Source organism: Staphylococcus simulans, assembly GCF_002902285.1.
Taxonomy (GTDB): Bacteria; Bacillota; Bacilli; order Staphylococcales; family Staphylococcaceae; genus Staphylococcus; species Staphylococcus simulans.
On the sequence record NZ_PPRU01000025.1, the window covers coordinates 153863 to 179100 of the forward strand.

At 35.6% G+C, this 25238-nt stretch carries 20 protein-coding genes, 26 tRNA genes and 1 rRNA gene; 2 read left to right on the top strand and 45 right to left on the bottom strand.

From position 1 onward, the window contains the following. Positions 1–148: 148 nt before the first annotated feature. Complete coding sequence (prsA, locus tag CD112_RS06865; RefSeq protein WP_103364067.1) at positions 149–1108, top strand: peptidylprolyl isomerase PrsA; 960 nt, start codon at positions 149–151, stop codon at positions 1106–1108. Positions 1109–1175: 67 nt separating this feature from the next. On the opposite strand, the gene yhaM is transcribed toward prsA, so the two are convergent. The 9 genes from yhaM to CD112_RS06910 all read right to left on the bottom strand — a co-directional run bounded on the left by yhaM (position 1176) and on the right by CD112_RS06910 (position 12283). Beyond that, a complete protein-coding gene (yhaM, locus tag CD112_RS06870) occupies positions 1176–2117 on the bottom strand; it encodes a 3'-5' exoribonuclease YhaM (protein WP_023016255.1) in 942 nt (313 codons plus the stop codon). Further along, positions 2114–5050 (bottom strand): AAA family ATPase, encoded by a 2937-nt coding sequence (locus CD112_RS06875; protein WP_103364068.1) that lies wholly within the window; start codon positions 5048–5050, stop codon positions 2114–2116. Before CD112_RS06875 ends, yhaM begins: the two co-directional genes overlap by 4 nt. Beyond that, entirely contained in the window at positions 5047–6237 is a 1191-nt protein-coding gene (locus CD112_RS06880; RefSeq protein WP_002481286.1) for a metallophosphoesterase family protein, read from the bottom strand. The genes CD112_RS06875 and CD112_RS06880 overlap by 4 nt, the downstream gene beginning before the upstream one ends. 183 nt (positions 6238–6420) lie before the next feature. Continuing rightward, complete coding sequence (locus CD112_RS06885; RefSeq protein WP_002481287.1) at positions 6421–6774, bottom strand: YlbF/YmcA family competence regulator; 354 nt, start codon at positions 6772–6774, stop codon at positions 6421–6423. Positions 6775–6905: 131 nt separating this feature from the next. Continuing rightward, complete coding sequence (locus CD112_RS06890) at positions 6906–8036, bottom strand: DUF445 domain-containing protein (protein WP_103364069.1); 1131 nt, start codon at positions 8034–8036, stop codon at positions 6906–6908. A 198-nt stretch (positions 8037–8234) separates the two neighbouring features. Further along, on the bottom strand, positions 8235–8699 hold the full coding sequence (xdrA, locus tag CD112_RS06895) for an XRE family transcriptional regulator XdrA (RefSeq protein WP_002481289.1): 465 nt from the start codon (positions 8697–8699) through the stop codon (positions 8235–8237). A 408-nt stretch (positions 8700–9107) separates the two neighbouring features. Then, positions 9108–10382, bottom strand: coding sequence for a dicarboxylate/amino acid:cation symporter (locus CD112_RS06900; RefSeq protein ID WP_070626422.1), 1275 nt, complete (start codon positions 10380–10382; stop codon positions 9108–9110). A gap of 145 nt (positions 10383–10527) precedes the next feature. Continuing rightward, entirely contained in the window at positions 10528–11154 is a 627-nt protein-coding gene (locus tag CD112_RS06905) for a response regulator (protein WP_023016258.1), read from the bottom strand. Continuing rightward, the gene (locus CD112_RS06910) at positions 11129–12283 is read right to left on the bottom strand and encodes a GAF domain-containing sensor histidine kinase (RefSeq protein ID WP_002481292.1); all 1155 of its coding nucleotides are present in this window, start codon (positions 12281–12283) and stop codon (positions 11129–11131) included. The genes CD112_RS06905 and CD112_RS06910 overlap by 26 nt, the downstream gene beginning before the upstream one ends. A gap of 136 nt (positions 12284–12419) precedes the next feature. Here CD112_RS06910 and CD112_RS06915 point away from each other — a divergent pair, with 136 nt between their 5' ends. Next, positions 12420–13247, top strand: a complete 828-nt coding sequence (locus tag CD112_RS06915) for an RluA family pseudouridine synthase (RefSeq protein WP_070626420.1) — start codon at positions 12420–12422, stop codon at positions 13245–13247. A gap of 64 nt (positions 13248–13311) precedes the next feature. Here the strand turns inward: CD112_RS06915 and fumC are convergent, their stop codons facing one another. The 36 genes from fumC to rrf form a co-directional block, all read right to left on the bottom strand. Then, positions 13312–14700 carry a class II fumarate hydratase gene (fumC, locus tag CD112_RS06920; protein WP_023016261.1) on the bottom strand — a complete coding sequence of 463 codons (1389 nt, stop codon included), beginning with the start codon at positions 14698–14700 and terminating at the stop codon, positions 13312–13314. A 157-nt stretch (positions 14701–14857) separates the two neighbouring features. After that, entirely contained in the window at positions 14858–15271 is a 414-nt protein-coding gene (locus CD112_RS06925; protein WP_002481295.1) for a hypothetical protein, read from the bottom strand. Between the two features lie 132 nt (positions 15272–15403). Beyond that, positions 15404–16003 (bottom strand): 6-phosphogluconolactonase, encoded by a 600-nt coding sequence (locus CD112_RS06930; protein ID WP_103364070.1) that lies wholly within the window; start codon positions 16001–16003, stop codon positions 15404–15406. 156 nt (positions 16004–16159) lie between these two features. Beyond that, positions 16160–16630, bottom strand: coding sequence for a tRNA (uridine(34)/cytosine(34)/5-carboxymethylaminomethyluridine(34)-2'-O)-methyltransferase TrmL (gene trmL / locus CD112_RS06935; RefSeq protein WP_002481297.1), 471 nt, complete (start codon positions 16628–16630; stop codon positions 16160–16162). Positions 16631–16635: 5 nt separating this feature from the next. Then, positions 16636–17760, bottom strand: a complete 1125-nt coding sequence (gene queG / locus CD112_RS06940) for a tRNA epoxyqueuosine(34) reductase QueG (RefSeq protein WP_060804856.1) — start codon at positions 17758–17760, stop codon at positions 16636–16638. A 122-nt stretch (positions 17761–17882) separates the two neighbouring features. Next, complete coding sequence (argB, locus tag CD112_RS06945; RefSeq protein WP_070626417.1) at positions 17883–18635, bottom strand: acetylglutamate kinase; 753 nt, start codon at positions 18633–18635, stop codon at positions 17883–17885. Between the two features lie 294 nt (positions 18636–18929). Continuing rightward, complete coding sequence (locus CD112_RS06950; protein WP_002481300.1) at positions 18930–19652, bottom strand: amino acid ABC transporter ATP-binding protein; 723 nt, start codon at positions 19650–19652, stop codon at positions 18930–18932. Next, positions 19645–21120, bottom strand: coding sequence for an ABC transporter substrate-binding protein/permease (locus CD112_RS06955; RefSeq protein WP_002481301.1), 1476 nt, complete (start codon positions 21118–21120; stop codon positions 19645–19647). The genes CD112_RS06950 and CD112_RS06955 overlap by 8 nt, the downstream gene beginning before the upstream one ends. A 148-nt stretch (positions 21121–21268) precedes the next feature. After that, positions 21269–22327, bottom strand: a complete 1059-nt coding sequence (locus CD112_RS06960) for a PTS sugar transporter subunit IIC (RefSeq protein ID WP_103364071.1) — start codon at positions 22325–22327, stop codon at positions 21269–21271. A 511-nt stretch (positions 22328–22838) separates the two neighbouring features. Next, positions 22839–22923: transfer RNA gene (locus tag CD112_RS06965), tRNA-Leu, on the bottom strand. 6 nt (positions 22924–22929) lie between these two features. Then, positions 22930–23004 (bottom strand) — tRNA-Gly (locus tag CD112_RS13590). A gap of 14 nt (positions 23005–23018) precedes the next feature. Beyond that, positions 23019–23093: transfer RNA gene (locus CD112_RS06970), tRNA-Gly, on the bottom strand. Between the two features lie 13 nt (positions 23094–23106). After that, positions 23107–23181, bottom strand: a tRNA-Gly gene (locus CD112_RS13595). Between the two features lie 15 nt (positions 23182–23196). Then, positions 23197–23271 (bottom strand) — tRNA-Gly (locus CD112_RS06975). 8 nt (positions 23272–23279) lie between these two features. Further along, positions 23280–23354: transfer RNA gene (locus tag CD112_RS06980), tRNA-Cys, on the bottom strand. Between the two features lie 8 nt (positions 23355–23362). Then, positions 23363–23434 (bottom strand) — tRNA-Gln (locus CD112_RS06985). A gap of 12 nt (positions 23435–23446) precedes the next feature. After that, positions 23447–23519, bottom strand: a tRNA-His gene (locus CD112_RS06990). A gap of 2 nt (positions 23520–23521) precedes the next feature. Next, positions 23522–23595: transfer RNA gene (locus tag CD112_RS06995), tRNA-Trp, on the bottom strand. A 12-nt stretch (positions 23596–23607) separates the two neighbouring features. Beyond that, positions 23608–23691 (bottom strand) — tRNA-Tyr (locus tag CD112_RS07000). Between the two features lie 5 nt (positions 23692–23696). Next, positions 23697–23772 (bottom strand) — tRNA-Thr (locus tag CD112_RS07005). A 6-nt stretch (positions 23773–23778) separates the two neighbouring features. Beyond that, a tRNA-Phe gene (locus tag CD112_RS07010) sits at positions 23779–23851 on the bottom strand. Between the two features lie 17 nt (positions 23852–23868). Continuing rightward, positions 23869–23944, bottom strand: a tRNA-Asp gene (locus CD112_RS07015). A gap of 12 nt (positions 23945–23956) precedes the next feature. Beyond that, positions 23957–24030, bottom strand: a tRNA-Met gene (locus CD112_RS07020). Between the two features lie 18 nt (positions 24031–24048). Further along, positions 24049–24141: transfer RNA gene (locus CD112_RS07025), tRNA-Ser, on the bottom strand. A gap of 12 nt (positions 24142–24153) precedes the next feature. Beyond that, positions 24154–24227: transfer RNA gene (locus tag CD112_RS07030), tRNA-Ile, on the bottom strand. A gap of 26 nt (positions 24228–24253) precedes the next feature. After that, positions 24254–24327: transfer RNA gene (locus tag CD112_RS07035), tRNA-Met, on the bottom strand. 29 nt (positions 24328–24356) lie between these two features. Next, positions 24357–24432 (bottom strand) — tRNA-Ala (locus CD112_RS07040). 32 nt (positions 24433–24464) lie between these two features. After that, positions 24465–24538: transfer RNA gene (locus CD112_RS07045), tRNA-Pro, on the bottom strand. Between the two features lie 11 nt (positions 24539–24549). After that, positions 24550–24623, bottom strand: a tRNA-Arg gene (locus CD112_RS07050). A gap of 15 nt (positions 24624–24638) precedes the next feature. Continuing rightward, positions 24639–24727 (bottom strand) — tRNA-Leu (locus CD112_RS07055). A gap of 6 nt (positions 24728–24733) precedes the next feature. Continuing rightward, positions 24734–24808: transfer RNA gene (locus CD112_RS07060), tRNA-Gly, on the bottom strand. 3 nt (positions 24809–24811) lie between these two features. Beyond that, positions 24812–24893: transfer RNA gene (locus tag CD112_RS07065), tRNA-Leu, on the bottom strand. Between the two features lie 7 nt (positions 24894–24900). Beyond that, positions 24901–24976: transfer RNA gene (locus tag CD112_RS07070), tRNA-Lys, on the bottom strand. Positions 24977–24982: 6 nt separating this feature from the next. Then, a tRNA-Thr gene (locus CD112_RS07075) sits at positions 24983–25058 on the bottom strand. Positions 25059–25066: 8 nt separating this feature from the next. After that, positions 25067–25142, bottom strand: a tRNA-Val gene (locus tag CD112_RS07080). 11 nt (positions 25143–25153) lie between these two features. Next, a 5S ribosomal RNA gene (rrf, locus tag CD112_RS07085) occupies positions 25154–25238 on the bottom strand; the annotation flags it as partial.

Here is a 25238-nt window from a genome sequence, read left to right on the forward strand (position 1 = left end):
AGCACCTTGAACATGTTATTTTATGTTTAAGGTGCTTTTATTTATGTCATTTTTAATACTTTAGTCTGAAGACAACAGTAATGAATTTGTATCAGATTCATATTATGGTATATTAACATTGTTATATTTTGAAAAAGGAGACTGCGTTATGAAATCATTAAAAAAAGTTATGATTCCAATTACAGCGAGTGCTGTGCTATTAAGTGCATGCGGGAATCATGCCACAGATTCTAAAGAAAACGTCTTAATATCTTCTAAAGCTGGAGATGTTAAAGTAGAAGATGTCATAAAAAAAATCGGTAAAGAACAAATCGCTAATAGTTCTTTTGAAATTTTGTTAGGTAAATTACTAGAGAAAAAATATGCTGACAAAGTTGATGATAAAGAAATTGATAAACAAATCAAAGATGAGCAAAAACAATATGGCGGTAAAGACCAATTTGAAAGTGCTCTAAAACAACAAGGTATGACACTTAAAGACTATAAGGAACAAAAGAAATTGCAAGCTTACCAAAAACAAATGTTAATGGATAAAGTTAAAGTTTCTGATAAAGAGCTTAAAGAAGACACTAAAAAAGCTTCTCATATCTTAATCAAAGTGAAATCTGATGATAAAGATAAAGAAGGTTTAAGTGATAAAGAAGCGAAAGCTAAAGCAGAGAAAATCCAAAAAGAAGTGAAGAAAAATCCTGATAAATTCGGAGAAATCGCTAAAAAAGAATCTATGGATGAAGCAAGTGCTAAAAAAGACGGCAGCTTAGATTATGTTATTAAAGGCCAAATGGTAAAACCATTTGATAAAGCACTATTCAAATTGAAAGATGGCGAAATCTCAGATGTCGTTAAATCAGATTATGGTTATCATATCATCAAAGCAGATCAACCAACTGATTTCTCATCAGAAAAAGATAAGTTGAAATCACAAATCATCCAAAATAAAGTTCAAAAAGATCCTAAGATTTTAGTAGAGGCTTACAAAGACTTACTAAAAGAATTTAACGTTGATTTCAAAGATAGAGATATTAAAAAAGCAGTCGAAGACTCTATCTTGAACCCTGACAAACTTAAACAACAGTCTCAAGGTGGCGAAGGTATGCAAACGCCTTAATAAGTCTTAAAGCTAAAATAAAGCTGAATTCCACTCGGAATTCAGCTTTTTATTGTTAAGAGATAGATTAATCTAAACTCTCTGGATTATAAAATTGTCTGTTTTCCATTGCAAATAAACGTTCAGTGAACTGCCCTTTTCTTGCTTTCTTGAAAGCTTTCTCAAACATATTCATTCTAGCATCGATATTATCGATGTACGTTAGAATTTCTGCTTCTTTCAGCATCGGTAATTTAGGTGAACCATATTCTAGTTTACCATGATGTGATAAAATCATATGTTTTAGCAACATCACTTCTTCACCTTCAATACCTAACTCTTCTGCAGCTTTTGTCACTTCTTCACTTGCGATAGAGATATGGCCTAATAAGTTACCTTCAACCGTATATGACGTTGCAACCGGTCCGCTTAACTCTTTAACTTTACCGATATCATGTAAAATCACGCCACTATATAACAAACTTTTATTTAACATCGGATAGATATCGCATAAACTTTTAGCTATCTTCAGCATCGTTAAAACATGATAACTTAAACCGCTCGCAAAGTTATGATGAAAGGAACTTGCAGCTGGAAAGACATAAAACGTGTCATGATGTTTTTTCAACATATGCCTTGTTAGACGTTGAAGTTTACTATTCTCAATTTCCAATAAAAAGTAATCAATTTGTTCTTTGATTTGATCTGGGGTTAACGGCGCACCATCAATGAAGTCTTTAGCTGATAATCCATCAGCAGGTTCTGCTAATTTAAACTGATTTACTTTCATTTGTTTACGGCCACGATAATTAATCACATCGCCTTTAGCATGAATGATTGTTTCTGGTTTTAGGACTTCCATATCTTGCTTTGTTACTGTCCATACTTTAGCTTCAATTTCACCACTTTTATCTTGTAAATACAAAGTCATATAGTCTTTGCCTTGCGCAGTAACACCCTGAGCAGCTCGATGGATTAAGAAAAAATGATCTACCGAATCTCCAGGTTGAAGCTTTTCTACATTTCTCATTTTTTGCCTCCTTCTTCTAGTTTTTCTAAAATAACTGTTTGTTTAGCAGGAATATTATTATCTTTTGAACATGTAAAGTATAAAATTTGATATTCTGCTGATAAAGATTTCAAGTAGTCTATCATAGCACCTTTACGATGCTTGTCAAAATGAACGAAGGCATCATCGATAATGATTGGCATTGAATAATAAGGTTTCAAAATTTTGATTAAACTTAAACGCAAGGCAATGTATAACGCTTCTTTCGTTGATTGACTGATTTCATTTGGCTGATACATTTGACCATTACGATGTTTAACTCTGACATCCTCATTTTCATATGTGACTTGCGTATAATTATCATGCGTCAATTGTTTAAAGATTTCAGTAGCTTCATCAATGACTTGTGGTAAACGCTTATCTTTAATTTGTTTGATATGTGCATCTACTAACGCTTGTAAATAGCTGAGGCTTGCCCAATCTTTCGCATTTTCATTCATTTGGTTTCTAAGCATATAGTAACGATGACGTAATTGCGTTAATGTATCATCAGTTTCCATATGTTTGATTTGTGCAGTTAAATCGCTGACTTCTGATTGTAACGTAAGATACTTATCATTATATTCATCAACTTGTGAAGCTAATCTGTTATTTTCTTCTTCTAACTGTACTTTTGTTTTATCACTTAAATCAGATGCTTCATCGTACATCATATTTTGATTTTCTAAATATTTATTAAGATCTTGATATCTACTGTGATTATCTTTGTAAGTCACATAACGATGATGGTAACGATAATACGCTTCCTCATCCCCAACTTTCACAAAATCAAATAAGCTGTTAATAGATTGGTTATGTTCATCTAAACGCTCATTCAACTGTTTCAGTTCATTAGTTAAAAGTTGGATGTCTTCATCATTGCGATTCCATCTTGTTTGATTTTCTTCTGCTTGTTTCAACCAACGATTTGTATCATGGAAGAGTGCAGCTGATTTAAAATCACTGATTTGATTTTTTGTCACTGCTTGCGCATGATCATAGAACGCATCAACTTCTGATTTCAATGCAGAATGTTGTTCTTGTAATTCAGAAACACGTTGTTTTAACGATTGAATACGTTCGATTGTTTTAATACCGTCAATCAATAAATCATCTGACATTTTTTCTGAAACATGTAAATCAGCTTTGACTTCCTGAATATTTTGGTCAAAACGTTCATGATTTTGTTGTGCTTCTGCTAACTTATCTTCAGTCAACTCAATTTTAGAATTCAAAATACCGATAGATTTATCTACACTATGATGTTGATTTCTCAAGCGAGCTTGATCATCTAAATCAAAGTCTAAGTCATATTTATCTTCGAGTGCTGCATTCTCTTGTTCTAATTGTGAAATTTCATTAGAGAATGTTTCACTATGACCGATTTCTGATGACTTGAATAAAATCGCACCTACTACAAAGCCTACCGCAGCAACAGCGAAGATAATCGCAAATAAAAGTGCTTGCGTCGCAAATGAGAAGACTGCTAAGCCAGCACTGACAATTGCTAATACAATAAAGATAATTCTTGTTGTTTTTTGTTTACGATTTCGTTCAGCCTGTTCTGAATCAAAAGCTTCTTTCATTTTTTGATAAAGATTTTTCTTTTCATTTAACTCAATGGACTTTTGATTATATTCTTTTTTCTTCTCAAATACTTCATCAGAAACGAGTGCATCTTCAACTTGTTGCTTTTCTTCTTCGTTGTTTGCTTGTTCTATTTGTTGTTCTTCTAAAGTACGTTCTAATTGAGTCATGTATGAGGCCTGATCTTGTTTCTTCGCAATTTGCTTGCTGACGAAGCTTTTCATACTTTCAGAAGTATCTATATTATCGTGATCTTCTTGCCAACCAATATTAGATTTAAGACCTTCGATTTCTTTTGATTTATCTTCAATCTCTTTATTCAGAGCTTGTAGTTGTGTTTCTTTTTGTTTAATGTCATTTTCTTGTTTAGCGATATTATTTAACGCATCGATATCAGATTGTTTCGGGACATCAATTTGTTCATTTTCTTGTTGTAACTGCGTTAATTTTTCTTGGCGTAGGCTGATATCTTTCTTCAACTGATCTCTACGTGCTTTAGATGCTTCATATCGCTCAATCCCTTGTTCTGGGAAGTCTAGCGGTTCGATGTTCAATTCATGCTCTAGTGCTTTCCATTCTTGCGCTTGATCTAATAATGCTAATTCTTTTTGTTTCGCTTCATGCATCTTAGATAATTGCATCAAGTTTTGTTGAAGATGATCTAAACGACGTTCAGCTTTATCTCTTTCATCAATCAGACTATGATAAGATTCCAATTCGCTTTCATGTGCTCTGATTTGGTTTTGTAAATCGTTTAATTGCTCTAATTGCTGATTAATGACAGGATTCTTCCCTGAACGTTTATATAACGCTGCTTTTTGTGCTTCTAATTGTTCTCTCATGGTTGTAAATTGCGTGGATCCTAAAGCACCTGCTTGCAACAAGTATTCTTGAAGTTGTTTCTCATCCATATTGCGATTGATATTTTGTAAACCTAAAACATCGAAAGAATAAATGCCTTTATATGTATTCTTGTCGATATAATTTAATTTATTTTGCAGCCATTCTTCATCACGGATACCGTCATTTTCAAGATAGACTTTAACATCACCTTGCGCTGCACCTTTCACACGTTCAACTTGGATTTCTTGTCCATCATCTAACTTCAAATAAAGCTTGCCGCCATATTGGTTACCTAATCTCGGTTCAAAACGCGGTTCGTTTTCTCTTTTAGTCGGAAAGCCGAATAAAATTGAATGGATAAAAGCTTGGATTGTTGATTTACCCGCTTCATTCTCACCATATATTTGTGTTAATGACTTATTAAATTTAATTGTTCTTTCAACGAACTTACCATAACCATAAATATCTAATGCTAAAATCTTCATGATTGCTCACCTCTTAAACCTGACTTAAGCAATGCTTCTGCACGATTAATCAATTCTACCTTATCAAAGTCATCATAGTTATCTAAAAACTTAGTTGCTTTAGGATTTAGGTAAAGATCACTCATCGCATTTGTAAAAATTGCGTCATCAGCTTTCAATTCTTGAGAAAATTCATGCTCAAGTGGTCTTGTGTCATCATCTTTATAAGAAACAATTAAAGATTCAATAAACACAAAGTTATTTTCATTTTCTTCGTATTCTTTCAACATTGCTTCCACTTGCATTAAATCTTGAGAAGACACAGGCTCATCGCTATCAATCTCTAAATAAACTCTATAGATAGCTTTACCTTGTTTTCTGACTTGATTTTTAAATTTTTGTACCACATCATAAATGCCTTGCTTTGTTGTTTGTTTTGTTTCAATTTTAATTTCATCAAAACGAATAAAATGTGAAGGTACAAATTCAACATTTAATTTAAATTCATCCCCTTCTACAAGTAGAAAACCTTTATCTCCCATTTCATTGAAATGACGGCCTTGTATATTACCAGGATAGTACGTCGGTGGCATATCATTAATTTGTTGACGTTCATGAATATGGCCGAGTGCCCAGTAATGATAAAGTTTAGAGTTTAAATCTTCTAATCGAAATTCAGTATAACGGTGCTTCGTAGAGGATTTGCTATAGGTACCATGCAGTACACCAATATGCAGGCCTTTCTCTCCTTGGCTAGAAGGATACTCATCTAATTTGTTTTCGTAACTTGCATGATCTTGATAACTGAAACCATGTAATAAAATCTTTTCACCATTCTTTGTAATGGTTTGATACGTCTCAACATTTTTATCAAACACTGAAACATTTTCTGGCCAGTCTGTTACAACACTATCTGATAGCGGATCATGATTTCCATGACACATATACACAAATATCTGCTCTTTCTTTAAGCGTTCAAATTGTTCTTTTAAAAATACTTCAGCTCTTAACGTACGGTTATGGTCATCAAAGACATCACCGGCTATGACGATAAAATCAACTTCTTCTTGTAATGCGAAATTGACAAGTGTCTTAAAACTTTCATACGTACTCTTTTTCACATCTTCATAAATGTTTTCACTTAAATGGCTATGCGTTTTAAACGGGCTATCTAGGTGTAAATCTGCACAATGAATAAATTTCACCATATATAGTAAGCTCCTTTTTCATATAATCCAAATTCTATATAAATTATGTAAATTCAATTGATTTGTAATCAAAGTATCATCTTATTTTACCATAGTCGTCTGCTATGCGTCTAAAGAACACAGATAACAAAAACATGAAAAAACTGCCGGGTGAAGTCACCCGACAGTTAAAATGTCTAATTATTATTGTTCGCCTTCAGCGTAAACTTCATCTAAAGGTTTTACGATGATTTGGTTGATTTCTTGGAAAACTTGGCTCATTTGTTGTTCAGCTTGCATTAATTCAGCAATGTTTTCGTCTTTTTCAATTGCTTGTGCTTGCTCTTGAGCTTTTTGTAAGTCTTCTTCTTCGATTTGTTGTCCTTGCATTTGCATTTGTTGGAATTTCAATTGTGTTTCACGGAACTCATCGAATAACTTTTTAGATTCTTCGTTAGCTTTAACTTTGTCATAAGCATCTTTAATTGCTTGATACTCATTGCTTTCTCTTAAAGCCTCTTCTAATTTTTGTGCTTGTTCTTTTAAATCTACTGCCATTTCAAATTCACTCCTATAAGTTATTGTTTTACTACGTCGTCAATAAACATAACATAAATATATAACAGTGTCGAAACATTTACCCAATTTCTTATTAACTGCCACTAATCACATTCCCAACACGATTCATTTTAAACGAATAATGCAATAATACCTTGGAAACAACCAATAATTCCTCCGAGTAAGAATCCGAGCATCATGATTAATTTTAATTCCTTATTCGCAATTTCAATAATCAAACGTTCAATATAGTCTAAGTCGAATGAATTGATTTGTTCTTCAACAATCGCACTTAAATTGACTTGTTTCATAATTGATGAAATATGCTCCGCTGCTTTATTTACAATTAAATCGGTAATAAAGCTTGCTGCATGTGCTTGAGCATACTGTACTAAGCCAGGTGCTAATTCAGAAATTGGTTGGTTCGCTTTATGAGGGATATCGATATACGCCATCATAATTGGAGTCATTTTATCTTTGATATTTGTAAATTGCGCTTGTGATAAGACTTGATTCAAGTGTTTACCTTTTAATGTTTGGTATTCATTTCTAATCAACTGTGCTGCAATTTGACGTGCTTTCGGATGATTTGTTAAACGAATCAATTCCACTTGAATACGCTCAGCAATGCTCGCTCTTGTCATAAACATCTCAAGCAAGCCGACAATTTTACCTTTCTCCTCAAAGAAAGTATCTAACATATTATAGATATCTTGTTCCCCTTTTTGAGAAGACAAATAGATGCGTGCACGATCACACAGTAATGGTGTTAAACTTTCGACTTTCTCATCTATCTCCGCTTCCAATGCTTCAGGTATTAAAGTGCGCAATTCGGATTGACCATGTCCTTGATAGTATTGTTGCAACTTATCTTCAATCAGTTGCTGAACCTTTTGCTGCGCTGCTGTTTCAAAATCTATATCTAATGATTGCGCAAAGTTTTGCAAAGTTGCACGATCACTGCTTAGTTTATTGATTTGCTGTGAAATAAATCCTTCAATTGCTTGTCTTGCACTCGCTGAACTGATTTTTTCTTTAATCAGTGCTTCAGTAATTAAATGTTCTTCAATAACGCGACCAATTTTATTCGCGATTTCTTCTCTACGTTTAGGTACTAATCCAGGTGTAAATGGAATACGCCACTTTCCGATATGATAAGCTTTTTGCGGATGGAATAACATTTTAATCGCAATGATATTCGTAACACCGCCAATAATTGCGCCAATTACAATCATAAATAATATGACGAAAAATGCGTGCATAATTTTTTATCTCCTTTTCAATCACTCGTAGGTTTAATATTACAATATATCTCTTTACATTCACAATTCAGATGTTTCTAAACGCAAAAAAAGATTGATGGAATAACGCCATCAATCTTTTAAGTAAAGTCATACATGGGATAAAAAGTGTATCAACCTCTATTAGAGATTCTGTTATCACTTATTTATCGTATTGAATTAAGCATGTACTAATTCATCTTTAGAGATTCTTCCGAAATATGTTTCAGCTTCTCTTAATTTAGAAGTACCAAATATAGGTTGTTTGTTTTGATTTAATACACGGTAGATTTCACTGACTTTATTACTTTGCAGGATAAATCCATTTTTAGAATCTAATGTATTCCAGTAGATATCACTTGTTGTGGCATGTTTAGGATATGCACAGTGATTTCTAGAAATTGTTTGGACGATTTCAAGGGGGTCACATCCAAAAGTACTATTTAAGACATCAGAGTCTCTGAATAAAGCGCAAATTGAAACACATGTAGTCCAATTTGGTAAAACGCGTTCTTTCTCAATTTGTACGAGTGTTTTCTTTGATAGTCCGATTGTTTGAGCCATCGTATCTTGAGTGTAGCCCGCTTCTATTCTCACCATCTTGAACTTAGTTTGAATTAAATCTGTAAAACTTTGTCTGTCCATTATTACTCTACCTTTCTATTGTGTAATCTTTCCGTACGCAAGAAATTGCAATAATACACAATTCTTGAAACACAAATTACATCTTAATACAAAATGCGAAAAATTAAAAGAGCGAATTTTGCTTTTATGACGTATTTTGATAAAGCCGAAATTGTCTAAATAATCAAACACGTCATAAGTTATATATTTGCCAATTCCTTACATTTTAACGGAATTGGTTACGCTTGATCTGGTGGTTTTATACCCTTATTCTATTATGGCGAAAATTTGCGATATTTCAAGTGATTTTTACATTTTAAGTTAATTTTACCTTAAAGTAGAAATATTCTTTTCACAGTTAAGTCATATTTTCACAAAATAAAAAAAAGACCGAGACGTTGCTAGAACATCTCAATCCCCTGTCATATACTATGAACTGATTGCTTTTCTATCTTCTTGCTTAGAAATCATAAACGCACATGCTGCATCCCCTGTAATATTTACAGCTGTACGTGTCATGTCTAAGAGTCGGTCAATACCAATAATAATACCAATTGCGGCAGGATTTAAATCAACAGCTGTAAGTACCATTGCTAACATAATTAACCCTACACCTGGCACCCCTGCTGTACCGATACTTGCAATGACCGCAATCACAATCACTGTTAAAATTTGTAAGATTGTTAGTTGCGCACCTGAAATTTGTGCGATAAAGACGGTTGCAACCCCCTGCATGATTGCCGTACCATCCATATTGATAGTTGCACCAAGCGGTTGTACAAACGACGCAATAGCTGGTCGTACCCCCATTTTCTTGGTACATTCCATTGAAACTGGCAGTGCCGCATTAGAACTTGAACCGCCGAAACCAATCGTAATCGCTGGAATAAATCCTTTAAAGAATTTGATTGGGCTGTCTTTAGCGATAAATTTGATTGTACCGCCATAAATTAAGAAGAAATGTAGAATTAAAGCAGCTAATACAACAATGAAGTATAAACCTAGTTGTTTGATTGCACCAAGTCCAGCTCCTGTAAATGCATGTGCTACTAAACAGAACGTTCCAATCGGCGCAAACACACGCATAATCATTGAAATAATATACATCAGTATCTCGTTAAATTGTTCAAAAAACTGTCGGACGACTAAAGCTTTATCACCTAATACCATCATCCCGATTCCAATAAAAATCGAGAACGTAATCACTTGCAACATATTACCTTGAGTCATCGATTCAATTGGATTTTTTGGAAACAGATTGATTAAAGTTTGATCAAAAGTTTGATTTGCCGGTGCTTCTGCCCCTTCACTTTGTTTATCTAACGTTTTTTGATATGAAGCTACCTCGGTACTTTTCATTAAGTCTGAATGGCCTGCACCTGGTTTTACCACTAATGCCAATACAATCGCAATTGTAATCGCAATCGCTGTCGTACATAAGAAAAACACTAGTGTTTTTAAGCCGATACCGCCTAATAATTTCGGATCACCGACACCAACTACCCCTAATACAATCGATACAAATACGACTGGTACTACGAGCATAAAGATTAAGTTTAGAAATATTTGACCTACTGTGTTAAAGAAATATTGGTCTCCCCCTTTTACTAAACTTGTGTCTGCATAAATGTCGCAAATGGATCCGATAATAATCCCTGCTACAAGTGCAATGACAATGTTCATTGTTAACTTTTTACTCTTCATATGTCTCATCCCCCTTTGTATAGTTCTATTATAGTCTAATTTTGCATAAATAGTAAATATACATTTTATTGTGCTGTTTTTCACAAAATAAAAAAACGTATATGAAAGTTATTAGACTAACCTTTCAAATACGTTTAATGTTGAATTAGATAAGTTTATTTTCCATTGCATAAATAGCAGCTTGTGTACGGTCACTGACTTGTAATTTAGAGAAAATGTGACTGACATGTGTTTTAATCGTTTTTTCAGAGACATATAAAGCTTCAGCGATTTCGCGGTTCGTTTTACCTTTTGCCATTTCTTTTAAGACGTCTTTTTCACGATTAGAGAGTTTATTGACATGATGCGGTTTTTTCGCTACATCTTCCATCACTTTTTGTACTTCAGGGTGTATGATTTTTTCTCCTTGCAAAACTTTATGTATAGATGTAATTAGTTGCTCAGGCTCGACATCTTTCATTTCATATCCGTCTGCCCCTTTATTAATTGCTGAAATCACATGTTCATCATCCGCATAACTGGTTAACACTAATATTTTGATTTCAGGATAATGTGATTTAAGATATTCTGTCACTTCAATACCATTCATCTCAGGCATTACTAAATCAAGCAGTACAATATCAGGATGTTGTCCACTTTGTTCTAATTCAGCTATAAATGCCTTGCCGTTCGCAAAAGAACCTTGTACAGCTAAATCATCAATGGTTGAAATCAAAAATTCCAAACCTTGACGTACAATGTAATGATCATCTATCAAAACGACTTGATTCATGTTTTGTCTCCTTCTCTGTTTGAGTCAATGGTACACTTAAGCGTATTGTTGTCCCTTGTCCCAATTTAGAATTTATCTCCATTTTTCCTTGTATTTGTTTGATACGTTGACGCATATTATAAATACCATGGGAGGTTTGGTCAATCCAGTCAGGATTAAAACCAGCGCCCTTATCTGAGATTACCATATCAAACTTATTTTCATGTTGATGCAAGAGTACATGTGCATGATTCGTTTGTGCATGCTTTTTAATATTATTCATCGCTTCTTGCAATATACGATAACTATGCTCTTCAACACTGCTAGACAAGTCAATAAGGCCTTCTACTTCTATGTCTGGCTGAATGCCAATTAAATGACTGTATTGTTTCAATGCACTCACTAGACCATGTTCTAACCCGATTGGTTTTAGCTGCCAAATCAAAGCTCTCATTTCATTTACAGCCTGCTGACTTGTAGTCTCAATTGTTTCGAAAGCTTTTTTCGCTACAGGTTCTTCTGTCATACCATGTGCTGCATGTGCAGTCAGCTTCAATGAAAATAACATCTGATTGACAGAGTCATGTAAATCACGTGCCAGTCGGTTTCGTTCATTCAAACGTGCCGCTTCTTTCTCTTTATTCGTTAATTCAATACGCTTAATCGTAGAACCGATTTGAAATGCAACAGATTCTAATAGTTCTAAATCTTCTTCTGAATACTTTACTGTATCAGGAGAAGCTACATTTAATAAACCAAATCGTTCATTACCTGAACGTAGCGGAACTGTCGCATGATGTGTAATGCCTCCAGATTCATCAGCGTATTCTTGATTTGCGGCACTGATTCTTGAACAATGAATAATATTAGAGGCTTTCATCAACTTTTCACTGTGATAAGCTTGTACACACCAACAAGTGCCTTCTCGCATACTTTGGCAATCATGTTTCGTTAAAGAACGTGGTAATTGGTAATCAGCTGCCATTTCATGTTCTCCGGCTTCATTGATGAAGAAAATCCAGCCTGTTGTAAATGCACTGCCTTCAATGAGCAGCTTTAATGCGCCATGCATCATAGTATAAATTTCTGTTTCTTCATTCAGATATTCTGCAATTTCTTTTAATAATGCCAAACGTGTCGGTTTAACCACAGTGTTCACCTCTCTTATCTATAATCTATTTTTATTATACCGATTCAATCTCTATAACGATAGCATTCCACTTGCACACGCAACTATCACAACGCAGAATATGTTATGATATTAAGTAATAATCGAGGAGGAAGTTATGGAATTTAAAGTACCTGAACAATATAACGGCTATACATTAAGAGAAATTTTCCAAGATGTGAAATTACCGAAGAAAGAACTGCATCAATTAAATATGTCAAAAGCCATTACCATTAATCAAGAACCTGCACAGCTTTCAGCAAAAGTGCAACAAGGAGATCAAGTGTTTGTCCCGACTCCAGATGAAACAAGTAATTATTTACCAAGTTATCGTTACGCAGATGTCTATTATGAAGACGCAGACATTGCGATAATCAAAAAGCCTAAAGGGGTAAAAACACATCCTAACGACTTAAAAGAAAGCAATACATTGATGAATCATGTCATATATACACTTGATAGTGATTATGCAGAACCTATTCATCGCCTAGACCAAGAAACAGTCGGTTTACTGATTGTGGCGAAAAATCCATTGATGAAAAAATTACTAGATCGCATGTTAGAGGAAAATCAAATATCACGAATTTATAAAGCAGTAGTTAGAAGCTTACTACCGCTTAAACCGCAAACTATCGATAAACCTATCGGTAAAGACAAGTTCCATCCTAACCGCAGACGTGTTTCACCGACGGGTCAACAAGCCATCACTCATATCTTAGATGCACGTATGTTAAAAGAAAATGAATGTGAACTGGATATTAAATTGGACACAGGACGTACACATCAAATCCGTGTACATTTAGCCGCAATCGGCCATCCAGTTATCGGAGATCCTTTATATGGTGATTCTAAATTACGTCAATTACGTTTACACAGTCATAAAATTGAATTTGTACATCCGTTAACGAAAGAAAAGATTTCTGTTTCATTGGATGACAAAAAATAATGGAGAAGGCAAATGCCCTCTCCATTTTTGTTTACTTAATTTTAATTTATCTTTTGATAATTGATTATTCTTTTGGTTCAACCATGTTTTCTGGTTTGATCCACTCATCAAATTGTTCTTCTGTTAAATAGCCAGAATCAATAGCTGATTGTTTTAGTGTAATACCTTGTTTGTGTGCGTTTTTCGCAATTTTAGCTGCTTTTTCATAACCGATATGTGGGTTTAAAGCAGTTACTAACATTAATGAACGGTTTAGATACTGATCGATATTTTCTTCGATTGGTTCAATACCTTGCGCACAGTTTTCATCAAATGTACGCATACCGTCTGCGAGTAAATAGATAGATTGTAATGTGTTGTCCATGATTACTGGTTTGAATACGTTTAGTTCAAAGTTACCTTGAGAAGCGGCAATGCCAACTACTGTATCGTTACCCATTACTTGTACAGAAACCATTGTTAACATTTCACATTGTGTCGGGTTAACTTTACCAGGCATGATTGAAGAACCTGGTTCGTTCTCAGGAATGCTGATTTCAGCTAATCCAGCTCTTGGACCAGATGCTAACCAACGAATGTCATTTGCGATTTTCATTAAATCAGCTGCTAAAGCTTTTAATGAACCATGCAATTGAACCACTTCATCATGTGCTGTTAATGCATGGAATTTATTTTCAGAAGATACAAATGGATAGCCTGTATTTTCTTTAATATTCGCAGCAACCATATCACCGAATTTAGGGTGTGCGTTAATACCTGTACCTACTGCAGTACCGCCGATTGCTAAACTTAATAAATGCGCTTTAGATTCACCTAATAATTGGTCGCATTTATCAAGCATATAACGCCAACCACTGATTTCTTGACCTAAGCGAATTGGTGTCGCATCTTGTAAATGTGTACGACCAATTTTGATAATGTCATGGAAATCTTTTTCTTTTTTCGCAAATGTATCACGTAATTGTTTTAATGCTGGTTCTAGGTTTGCTTCAATTTCATGATATAACGCAACATGCATTGCAGTTGGGAAAGTATCATTAGAACTTTGTGATTTATTCACGTCATCATTTGGATGTACTGTTTCTTCACTGCCATGTTTTTTCAAGTAATCGTTAGCTACATAGCTGACTACTTCGTTGACGTTCATATTACTTTGCGTTCCGCTTCCTGTTTGCCATACAACAAGTGGGAAGTGTTCATCGAGTTCCCCTTTAATTACACGATCGCACGCAAAGACAATTGCGTCTTTTTTCGCTTCACTTAATTTACCTAATTCAAAGTTAGCTAATGCTGCTGCACGTTTTAATTGTGCAAAGCCGTATACCACTTCAATCGGCATACGCTCTTTACCTACTGGGAAATTACGTTTACTTCTTTCAGTTTGTGCACCCCAGAACTTATCACCAGGTACTTCAATTTCTCCGAATGTATCATGTTCAATTCTTACTGACATTTGACTTGTCTCCCCTTTATGATTGGTATTTATCATAAGTATAGCATTAAATGTTTTTAAATTAAATCTCTATATAGTTAACGCTTTCATGTCTGACTATGACTTAAAAACATATTAAAAAAAGAGCCTAGTGAGCTAGACTCCTTATATATACATATTATTTAGTTTCAACACTTTTAAAGTGAAGTTTAACAGCTTTAATAACCGCAACAGCAGTTAAAATATATAAAATAATACTGATTACTAATAAAATAGGACTGATGTTAATCAATGTTCCTAAAAATCCCGTTAAACTGTTATAAAAATCACCTAAAGGCTTAAATAAAATAAATGTAATCGCAATACAACAAATCACACTGATAATGACACCTTTTTGGTTACTCTTGATAAACATTTGCGGATCTCGTTGACTTACTAATCCTTCAGATAAATTCATTTGTAGTTTGACTACACGAAAGAGTACTGGTAAATATAGTGCGCCTAACGCAATTGGAAAACCTTTGATAGATAACAATCCAAAAATTACAGTAGCTAACATTAAGAGTTTCCAATGTTTATGTAGATTTTGCATGGAAATGTTCCTTTCTGAAATTACTCATTCAACAAAATAATAAAGGAAATACACTCTGAATACAAATTAAAATCCGAGTTATGTTTCAATTCATCAACATAACTCGGATTTATTGATAATGCATTATTCAGCTTAAGCGAAGCGTTCAGTGAAGTACTGACGCACATCCTCTGGTAAACCAGCTGCTGCTGCTTCATCTAAAATAACATTCACCATACGGTGTGCTTTTAAATCAGATGGTACATAGCTTGAGTTGCCGTTTTCGTTATATAATTTGTTCACTAAGTCAGCTTTTTCAGCACCAGTGACAACTAAAATAACTTCACGAGCAGGCATTACACCTGATTTTACCGCAACATCTAGATTGCCTTTATCATTAATAGTTAAAACTTGTAATGTGAATTTAGCTTTATTTTCTTTAGACTTAATGTTTTCTTCGATAAAATCAACGACACCATCGTTATATGATAATTCATAAACTTGTGAATCTGGTACACCAAGTGTTTGGTAGTATGATTTGTTGTCATCATAATCTAAAATGTTGATTTGACTGAAATCAACTGGGTGACGCAACACGTTTTGTTTTAAGTCTTCTAAAACAGGCGCGTTGTCATCTGCTAGATGCACACCCATGATTGTTGTCGGATTATTATTAAATGTCTTTCTGATAAGATCTGCAGAATAGCGTGCAGCTTTATCTGCAGTTGGAAAAACCTTAAAGTTCATTGCCATAATGTACACTCCTCTAATTGTTATCAGTTCGTATATCACTTCGATTGCTACATTATTTACCCTGTTCTTAAAAGAAGTAAACGCAATAGATACACGTAATAGTTAATTCTATTATACCTGTTTCATTAATTGATTTCACTCAAACCCAAATATCCATTAATGTAAATGTGGATAATTTTGTTGTCTCAATGCTTCATAGACTAAGATTGCGGCTGTATTAGATAGGTTTAATGAACGAATATGATCGTTCATCGGAATTCTTAATGCTGTTTCAGCATATTTTTCTTTTACCCAATCTGGTAACCCTGTCGTTTCACGCCCAAATACAAAATAATGATCTTCATCAGAATTTGAATAATCAAAATCAGTAAAGGTCGTTTGACCGAATTTAGTGATGAGATAATAATGTCCATCAGTTTTCTCAAAAAACTCTTCAATACTTTCATAATAAGTAATATTCACATGCACCCAGTAATCTAGGCCGGCACGTTTCAGCATTTTATCATCTGTACTGAACCCTAGGGGTTTAATTAGATGTAAATGTGCATCTGTACCTGCACATGTTCTAGCTATGTTCCCTGTATTTGCAGGAATTTGGGGTTGATATAATACGACATGGTTTGTCATGTTACTTAATTCCTCTTTTCTAATCCTTTTAACATTTCTTCTTGTACTTCATCTAATTCATCGGCGAGATGTGCTTCGATAAAATCACGTTCATCCTCACCTGCAATTTGGCCAATTGCCCAGTAAGCAGTTGCCCGAATCATCGGTCTTGGATCATTTAACGCTACTTCTTTTAGTTCTGGCAATGCAGCTGTTTCATTAAAGTGTGCTAATGCGATAATCGCATTACGTTGAATTGGTTTCTTACCTCTCCAAGCACCTGCTAAATGTCCATACGTATTCTTAAATTCTTTATTACTCATTTGTAGTAAAGGAATTAAACGTGGTTTTAATATTTCAGGTTCTAAAACGATATCATCGTGTTCTGTGTTAATCCCCCTATTTTTAGGACACACTTGCTGACACGTATCGCAACCATATAATCGATTGCCGATTTTATAGCGATATTCATCTGGTAAATAACCTTTTGTTTGGGTCAGGAATGAAATACATTTCTGACTGTTTAATTGTCCGTTCCCAACTAATGCACCAGTTGGACAACGGTCAACACAAATCGTACAGTCTCCACAACTGTCGAGCAATGGGTCGTCTGGCTCAAATGGAATACTGACTAACATTTCACCTAAATAGGTCCATGTCCCTAAGTCAGGATTGATAACAAAGCCATTTCTTCCTGTAAAACCTAATCCGGCACGTTCAGCCACAGCACGATCTGATAATACACCTGTATCTACCATAGATAACATTTCTACATCAGGTACGCGTGACTTGATATACTCACCTAATTTATCCAAGCGTTTTCGCATGATTGTATGATAATCCTGTCCCCATGAAGCACGCGCAAACATCCCTCTACGATCGCCTCGAACACTTTTCGGTGCACCCTTCAATTTGTTTGGGTAACCTACTGCGATAGCAATAATGGATCTTGCAGTCGGCATAGACAACTTAGGATTCACTCTTAATTCAATATCTGATTCCTCAAAACCAGATGCATATCCTTTGGCATGATAGTCCACTAACTTTTGTTTAAGCTCATCAAATGGATCAGCAGTTGTAAAACCGATACTGTCTATCCCGATTTGATGGGCATATTCAATAATATCTTTTTTTAATTGTTTATTATCCACCATAATGCCTCCATATCCATGATCCATTTTGTATTTTAACACACAATACATAGATACAAGTTAAATTTTCTTCAAAAATTAAAGCTGATACCTTTCTGTAGATATCAGCTTGTTGATAATTATTAATAAATTTTTGTGCCGACGGGTTGTCCATCAAAATACTGTCTCATAATATTCTCTTCATAACCTGGCGCAATCACGATTTCTTTAACGCCTGCACTAAGTGCTTTCGATGCGTCTTTCAACTTTGGAATCATATCATCACTAATCATCTTAGAGTTGATTAATTTGTCTAATTCAGAAAGTTGAATATCAGAAATAACCTCACCTTGATTTTGTACACCTGGTATATCACTTAAAATGATTAAAGGTGATTGTAATGTTGCGGCAATTTTATAAGCAAGTGTTTCTGCATTAATACTATAAAATTGATTATGATAGCGACCGATAGAAGCAACGACTGGAATATAATTCGTGCAAAGTTGTTGAAACACTTCTCGATTGATATTTTCTGGTTCGGCTACGAAACCTAGTTCTTTAGAAATAGGACGACAATCAAATATTGGAAAATACGCCCCGTTAATGCCAATGAAATCTTGTGCAACTTTATTTGCTTCTTCCACTACGTCAACATTGACTTTGCATAATAAAGTATTGGCTATAATATTTAAGGTTGGAAGATTGATTTTCCTAATGCCATTGATATATTCCGCTTCAATACCATTTTCTTTTAATGCTTCATTTACCTTTGGATCGCCATCATGCACAATAATTGGATACAGTCCGTTACTTCTAAAATCAGCAATTTGTTTAAATGTCGTAGATGCTAATTGATTGATAATACTACCACTGATTTTTATAACAATGAATTTCATGAATCAATCACTTTTATCCCTTTCTCTAGTTGAATGACATATACCTATACATATCTTTTAAACTGGTTTAAAAAGTTAACGCCATATTCTATTTTGATTTTTGTTAATCAGTAAACATAATATCTTTATAATAGAGGTATAGAAATGTGTCTTTTACTGGATGATATGTTTTATAAAGTGATGCATATATTTAAGCATCACAGCAAGAAGATGATGAAATAACTATTTTAGTTTAAAAGGGTCATTGCTCTAAACAATAACGTTATATTCATCATCATGGCTGCTTGTTGTTCGTTATAATACACGTTTTAAAAATTGTTGAGTTCTTTCATTTTGCGGATTACCGAAAATTTGTGAAGGCGTACCTGCTTCAGCTACAATGCCATCTGCCATAAATACCACTTTGTCACTGACATCACGCGCAAACTGCATTTCGTGTGTTACCACAACCATAGTCATGCCTTCTTTCGCAAGTTCTTTCATAACTTGAAGCACATCTCCAACTACTTCTGGATCAAGTGCAGAAGTCGGTTCATCAAAGAGTAATACATCTGGATGCATTGCCAACGCTCTAGCAATCGCAACTCTTTGTTTCTGACCTCCTGATAATTGTGCTGGATAACTATTTCCTTTATCTGATAAACCTACTTTATCTAAAAGTTCTTGTGCTTCTTGTTTTAAACTTGTTGAATCTGTATGTTTTAGTAACTTCGGTGCTAACATGATATTCTCTAAGACGGTTTTATGCGGAAATAAATTGAAGTTTTGAAAAACCATGCCCATTTTTTGGCGTAATTCATTTACTTTCACATCTTTACCTAAAATATTAGTACCTTCAAAGTTAATTTCTCCGCCATCTGGTTGCTCTAAAAGATTAATACATCTTAATAAAGTACTTTTACCTCCACCAGATGGTCCTATAATCGCCACTACTTCTCCTGCGTTAATTTCTAGTTCAATGTCTTTTAAAACTTCATTACTGCCGAAGTTTTTCTTTAAATGTTTAATATTAATCACTGACTTTCATTCTCCCTTCAAAGAAGTTCATGACTCTTGATAATACAAAGGTCAATACAAAGTAAAGAATTGCTGCTACAAGTAATGGCGTAAATGGATCAAAAGATGCACCTTGGACAACTTGGGCATTAAACATAATCTCACTGACACCGATAACTGACACAATAGATGATTCTTTAATAACTGTCACAAACTCATTACCTAATGCTGGTAAAATATTTTTAATTGCTTGAGGTAAAATAATTGTTTTCATTGTTTGGCCATAGCTTAAACCTAAACTTCTGGCTGCTTCTGTTTGGCCTTTATCAACAGCGTTAATACCCGCTCTAATTATTTCTGCAATATATGCAGCACAGTTGATAACCATCGCAATCATACCGCAAATTAGCGCTGAGATATCCCAACCCAATACAGCAGTTGTACCGAAGAACACTAAGAATACTTGTACAAGTAATGGTGTACCTCTGATAAATTCAATGTATACAGAAGCTAACCATTTTAAAGGTTTTATTGAACTTAATTTCATTAAAGCGAAGAATGCGCCAAATAAAGCACCAAATACTACACCGACTATAGAAATTAAAATTGTATTTTTAATACCTGTTAAAAAGAATGAACCGTACTTAGTAAAGAAGTTTCCTTCTTCTTCCATAGATTGTGCTGCGATATCTTTATATTTCGGAATCAAGTTTTGATCTTTTACATCTTTAACTGATTTGTTTACTTGCGCTAGTAATACCGGCGCATTTTTAGGTATCGCAATTGAATTATCTTTATCAGGTTCATGGAATTTAACTTTCGCAAATCCTAATTCAGGATTTTGTTGTAAGTAAGCCTCTGCTACAGGTCTTTCAATAATTGCACCATCTACTTTGCCGCTTTTTAAAGACATGATTGCTTCTGGTAGACGTGTTAATGAGTGAACATCAGCATTTTCGATTTCTGTTTTTGCTAACTGCTCTTGAGTCGTTTGTTTTTGTGCTGCGATTCTTTTATTGTCAAAATCACGTAATGATTTATATTTATCGATCTCAGTTTTTTTAACAATGATGGATTGTCCAGACTTCATATAAAAATCTGAGAAGTCTACTTCTTTTTTACGTTCTGGTGTTGGTGTCATTCCAGAAATAATCATATCGATTTTTCCTGTTTTCAAAGCACCTAGTAAACTATCAAATGACATGTTTTCAATTTTTAGCTTTAGATGATTGTCTTCAGCAATTTTCTTAGCTAATTCAACGTCAATGCCGACATATTCTCGTTTTCCATTTTTCGAAGATTCGAATTCATATGGCGCATAGTCAGCAGATAGTCCTACTCTTAATTCCCCTCTTTGTTTAATCTTTTCCCATACGGGGTCTTGTGCCTCAGCATTTGCCTTTAAATTAAATAGCGGTAAAATGATGCCGAGTAAAAATACCGTACATATGAATACTTTAATTATGTTTAATGCTTTATGTTGTATCATAGCGATGTCCTCCTTAACTTATGGAATTATTATACATATAATTGTATCAATATGCAATAGGTATTTTTAAATTTTCTGAAAACTTGAGTTACTCATATAAAAAACTGCATAAAAATAGCCTTGTTCGGATTTGAACAAGGCCAAAGATTTATTGTTTAGGTATATCAAATTTATAAATTTCATTGTTATAACCTGGTAAAATTCTCTTACATACTTGATGGATAATAAAACCAGAAACAAATGGGATGATAAAGTAACCGAATGCTAATAATACAATATTTGTAAATGAATCGCCTTCCATTCGGTTAAACGCATTGATCGGGCCTACAAGTCCTGTATAGCCAAATCCTGCTGACATTGGTGTTCCTTGGATGCCGATAAAGTATGCTACAAGACCAGCAACTAAACCATTTAAAGCTAATGGTACTGCGATAATCAAATGTTTGAAATATACAGGAATCATCATTTTAGCTGCACCAATGATCAATACGATATTGACACCTGCTTTATTGACTGGCAACGAGCCCCAAATGAATGTTACACATGCTGCAACGATACCTAAGTTTGCTGCACCACTGCCTAAGCCTGATAACGAAATGGCAGTCGCAATCGCTACCAATGAAATTGGCGTAACCATTAACAAAGCATAAGTCATTGCGATTAAGATACTCATCAATAATGGATTTAATTCCGTAAATGAATGAATCATCGCACCTAATGCTTTAGTGATATGAGATACAAATGGTAAAATCATTAAACCGATAAAACCAGAAACGACAGGAATCACTACAGGTAAAATGATCATTTCAAGTGAACCTAATTTACCACTTAAAAGCAATACAAGCACACATGCAATCATCACAACGATAATGATATTGATAATATCCCCAATACCTTTTAAAGCTAAGCCTTTCGAAGTGAATTGTACTGCACCAGAACCTATCATTGCAGAAGTCCCCATCATGACAGCAGACGGACCGCTGAATTTAAATTGATGTGCCGCTAAGACACCTATAATAAACGCCATAAAAGATTGTATTGCTATAACGATTTGAAAAATTAATTCTAAATAATGATTTCCATTCATGAAAAACTTAAGGATTTCACCTAGTAATGCGTTCGGTAACAAAGCAACTACAACGCCTGCTCCTACCGCATTCAATATGTTACTAAAAAATACTTTTGTGTTTAACTCTGATTTAGCCATAAGATGTAAATTTATCCTCCGTTCTTTAACTATTGCTTTTATTCTATAATAATTCTATCAAAGCAACAATACGAAAAACGGAACAAAGGTAACATAAAGTTACATATGGATATCAAATCATATATTTAATAAGTATAGTTAATGCGCTTTCTATATAACTTTTTAAATTTTTGTATCAGATAATTAAAAACAACTTCACTTCTAGAATGGAATAAACAAGGTAATTCTTGAATATCTTAAAAGTCCAGACTATACATCAACAGATATTACTTTACGTCAATATAGTCATTGCTTTAAGGAAAAGTTTGAAACAGTCAATGTAAAGCCTTTAAATATAACCAGTTATTTATAATCAATAACTATGATCAAAATATCTATTAACAATACTATAAGTGTCCATAACGTGACCAAAATTATATATTTAAACGTTACTTAGTATATAAAAAAAGAGTAGAAACCTTGATATATCAAGAATTCTACTCTTAAAACATTAAAAATGTTTCTATTTCAGTACCGGCGGCCGGGATCGAACCGGCACTCCATCAGCTGGAACGGGATTTTGAGTCCCGCGCGTCTGCCAATTCCGCCACGCCGGCATAATATGGAGCGGAAGATAGGATTTACACCTATACCTCGTTCCGGGAAGGAACGTGTTCTAAGAGTTGAACTACTCCCGCAGGAATAAAAAATATGGAGCGGAAGATAGGATTTGCACCTATACCTCGTTCCGGGAAGGAACGTGTTCTAAGAGTTGAACTACTCCCGCATAAAATAAAAAATGGAGCGGAAAATAGGATTTACACCTATACCTCGTTCCGGGAAGGAACGTGTTCTAAGAGTTGAACTATTCCCGCATAAAATAAAAAATATGGAGCGGAAGATAGGATTTGCACCTATACCTCGTTCCGGGAAGGAACGTGTTCTAAAAGTTGAACTACTCCCGCATAATTCATGGAGGCGGCAACCGGATTTGAACCGGTGAATAAAGGTTTTGCAGACCTTGGCCTTACCACTTGGCTATGCCGCCAAAAGTAACTGGGCTAACTGGATTCGAACCAGTGAGTGACGGAGTCAAAGTCCGTTGCCTTACCGCTTGGCTATAGCCCATTAATAATAAAGGGCGACTGATGGGAATCGAACCCACGAATGTCGGAACCACAATCCGATGTGTTAACCACTTCACCACAGTCGCCATGGCAGGGGCAGTAGGAATCGAACCCACATCAAAGGTTTTGGAGACCTCTATTCTACCGTTGAACTATGCCCCTATTAAAATAAGATGGTGGAGGGGGGCAGATTCGAACTGCCGAACCCGAAGGAGCGGATTTACAGTCCGCCGCGTTTAGCCACTTCGCTACCCCTCCTGAGATGGTGCCGGCCAGAGGACTTGAACCCCCAACCTACTGATTACAAGTCAGTTGCTCTACCAATTGAGCTAGGCCGGCAAAAAATGGTTCAAGACAGAGTCGAACTGCCGACACATGGAGCTTCAATCCATTGCTCTACCAACTGAGCTATTGAACCATAATTATATTAATGAATGGCGGTCCCGACGGGAATCGAACCCGCGATCTCCTGCGTGACAGGCAGGCGTGTTAACCGCTACACTACGGGACCTACATAATAAAATTGCGGGAGGCGGATTTGAACCACCGACCTTCGGGTTATGAGCCCGACGAGCTACCGAACTGCTCCATCCCGCGATAATAGTATTGTATAAATGGCGGAGGAAGAGGGATTCGAACCCCCGCGAGCCGTTAAGCCCCTGTCGGTTTTCAAGACCGATCCCTTCAGCCGGACTTGGGTATTCCTCCAAAAAAATTATATGGACCTTGCAGGACTCGAACCTGCGACCGAACGGTTATGAGCCGTTAGCTCTAACCAACTGAGCTAAAGGTCCTAAATAATTTTACAACTAATAATTAGTGGCGGTGGAGGGGATCGAACCCCCGACCTCACGGGTATGAACCGTACGCTCTAGCCAGCTGAGCTACACCGCCATTGTATAGGTTTATGTTGTAATTAAATATGGTGGAGACTAGCGGGATCGAACCGCTGACCTCCTGCGTGCAAAGCAGGCGCTCTCCCAGCTGAGCTAAGCCCCCATATTAATTTAATAATCCTTTTTCTAAGGTTATCGGGAAGACAGGATTCGAACCTACGACCCCTTGGTCCCAAACCAAGTGCTCTACCAAGCTGAGCTACTTCCCGTAGAAAATAAGCGCGCCCGATAGGAGTCGAACCCATAACCTCTTGATCCGTAGTCAAACGCTCTATCCAGTTGAGCTACGGGCGCATTTTATATATATTATGGTGCCGAGGACCGGAATCGAACCGGTACGATAATCACTTATCGCAGGATTTTAAGTCCTGTGCGTCTGCCAGTTCCGCCACCCCGGCAAAAAATGGAGCAGAAGACGGGATTCGAACCCGCGACCCCAACCTTGGCAAGGTTGTATTCTACCGCTGAACTACTTCTGCATATGCGGGTGAAGGGAGTCGAACCCCCACGCCGTAAGGCGCTAGATCCTAAGTCTAGTGCGTCTGCCAATTCCGCCACACCCGCGTTTAAATGGTGAGCCATAGAGGATTCGAACCTCTGACCCTCTGATTAAAAGTCAGATGCTCTACCAACTGAGCTAATGGCTCTTGAGATGGTGCCGGCCAGAGGACTTGAACCCCCAACCTACTGATTACAAGTCAGTTGCTCTACCAGTTGAGCTAGGCCGGCTATTTAAATGGTGGAGAATGACGGGTTCGAACCGCCGACCCTCTGCTTGTAAGGCAGATGCTCTCCCAGCTGAGCTAATTCTCCAAATATATATTGCCTGGCAACGTCCTACTCTTGCGGAACGTAAGTCCGACTACCATCGGCGCTAAAGAGCTTAACTTCTGTGTTCGGCATGGGAAC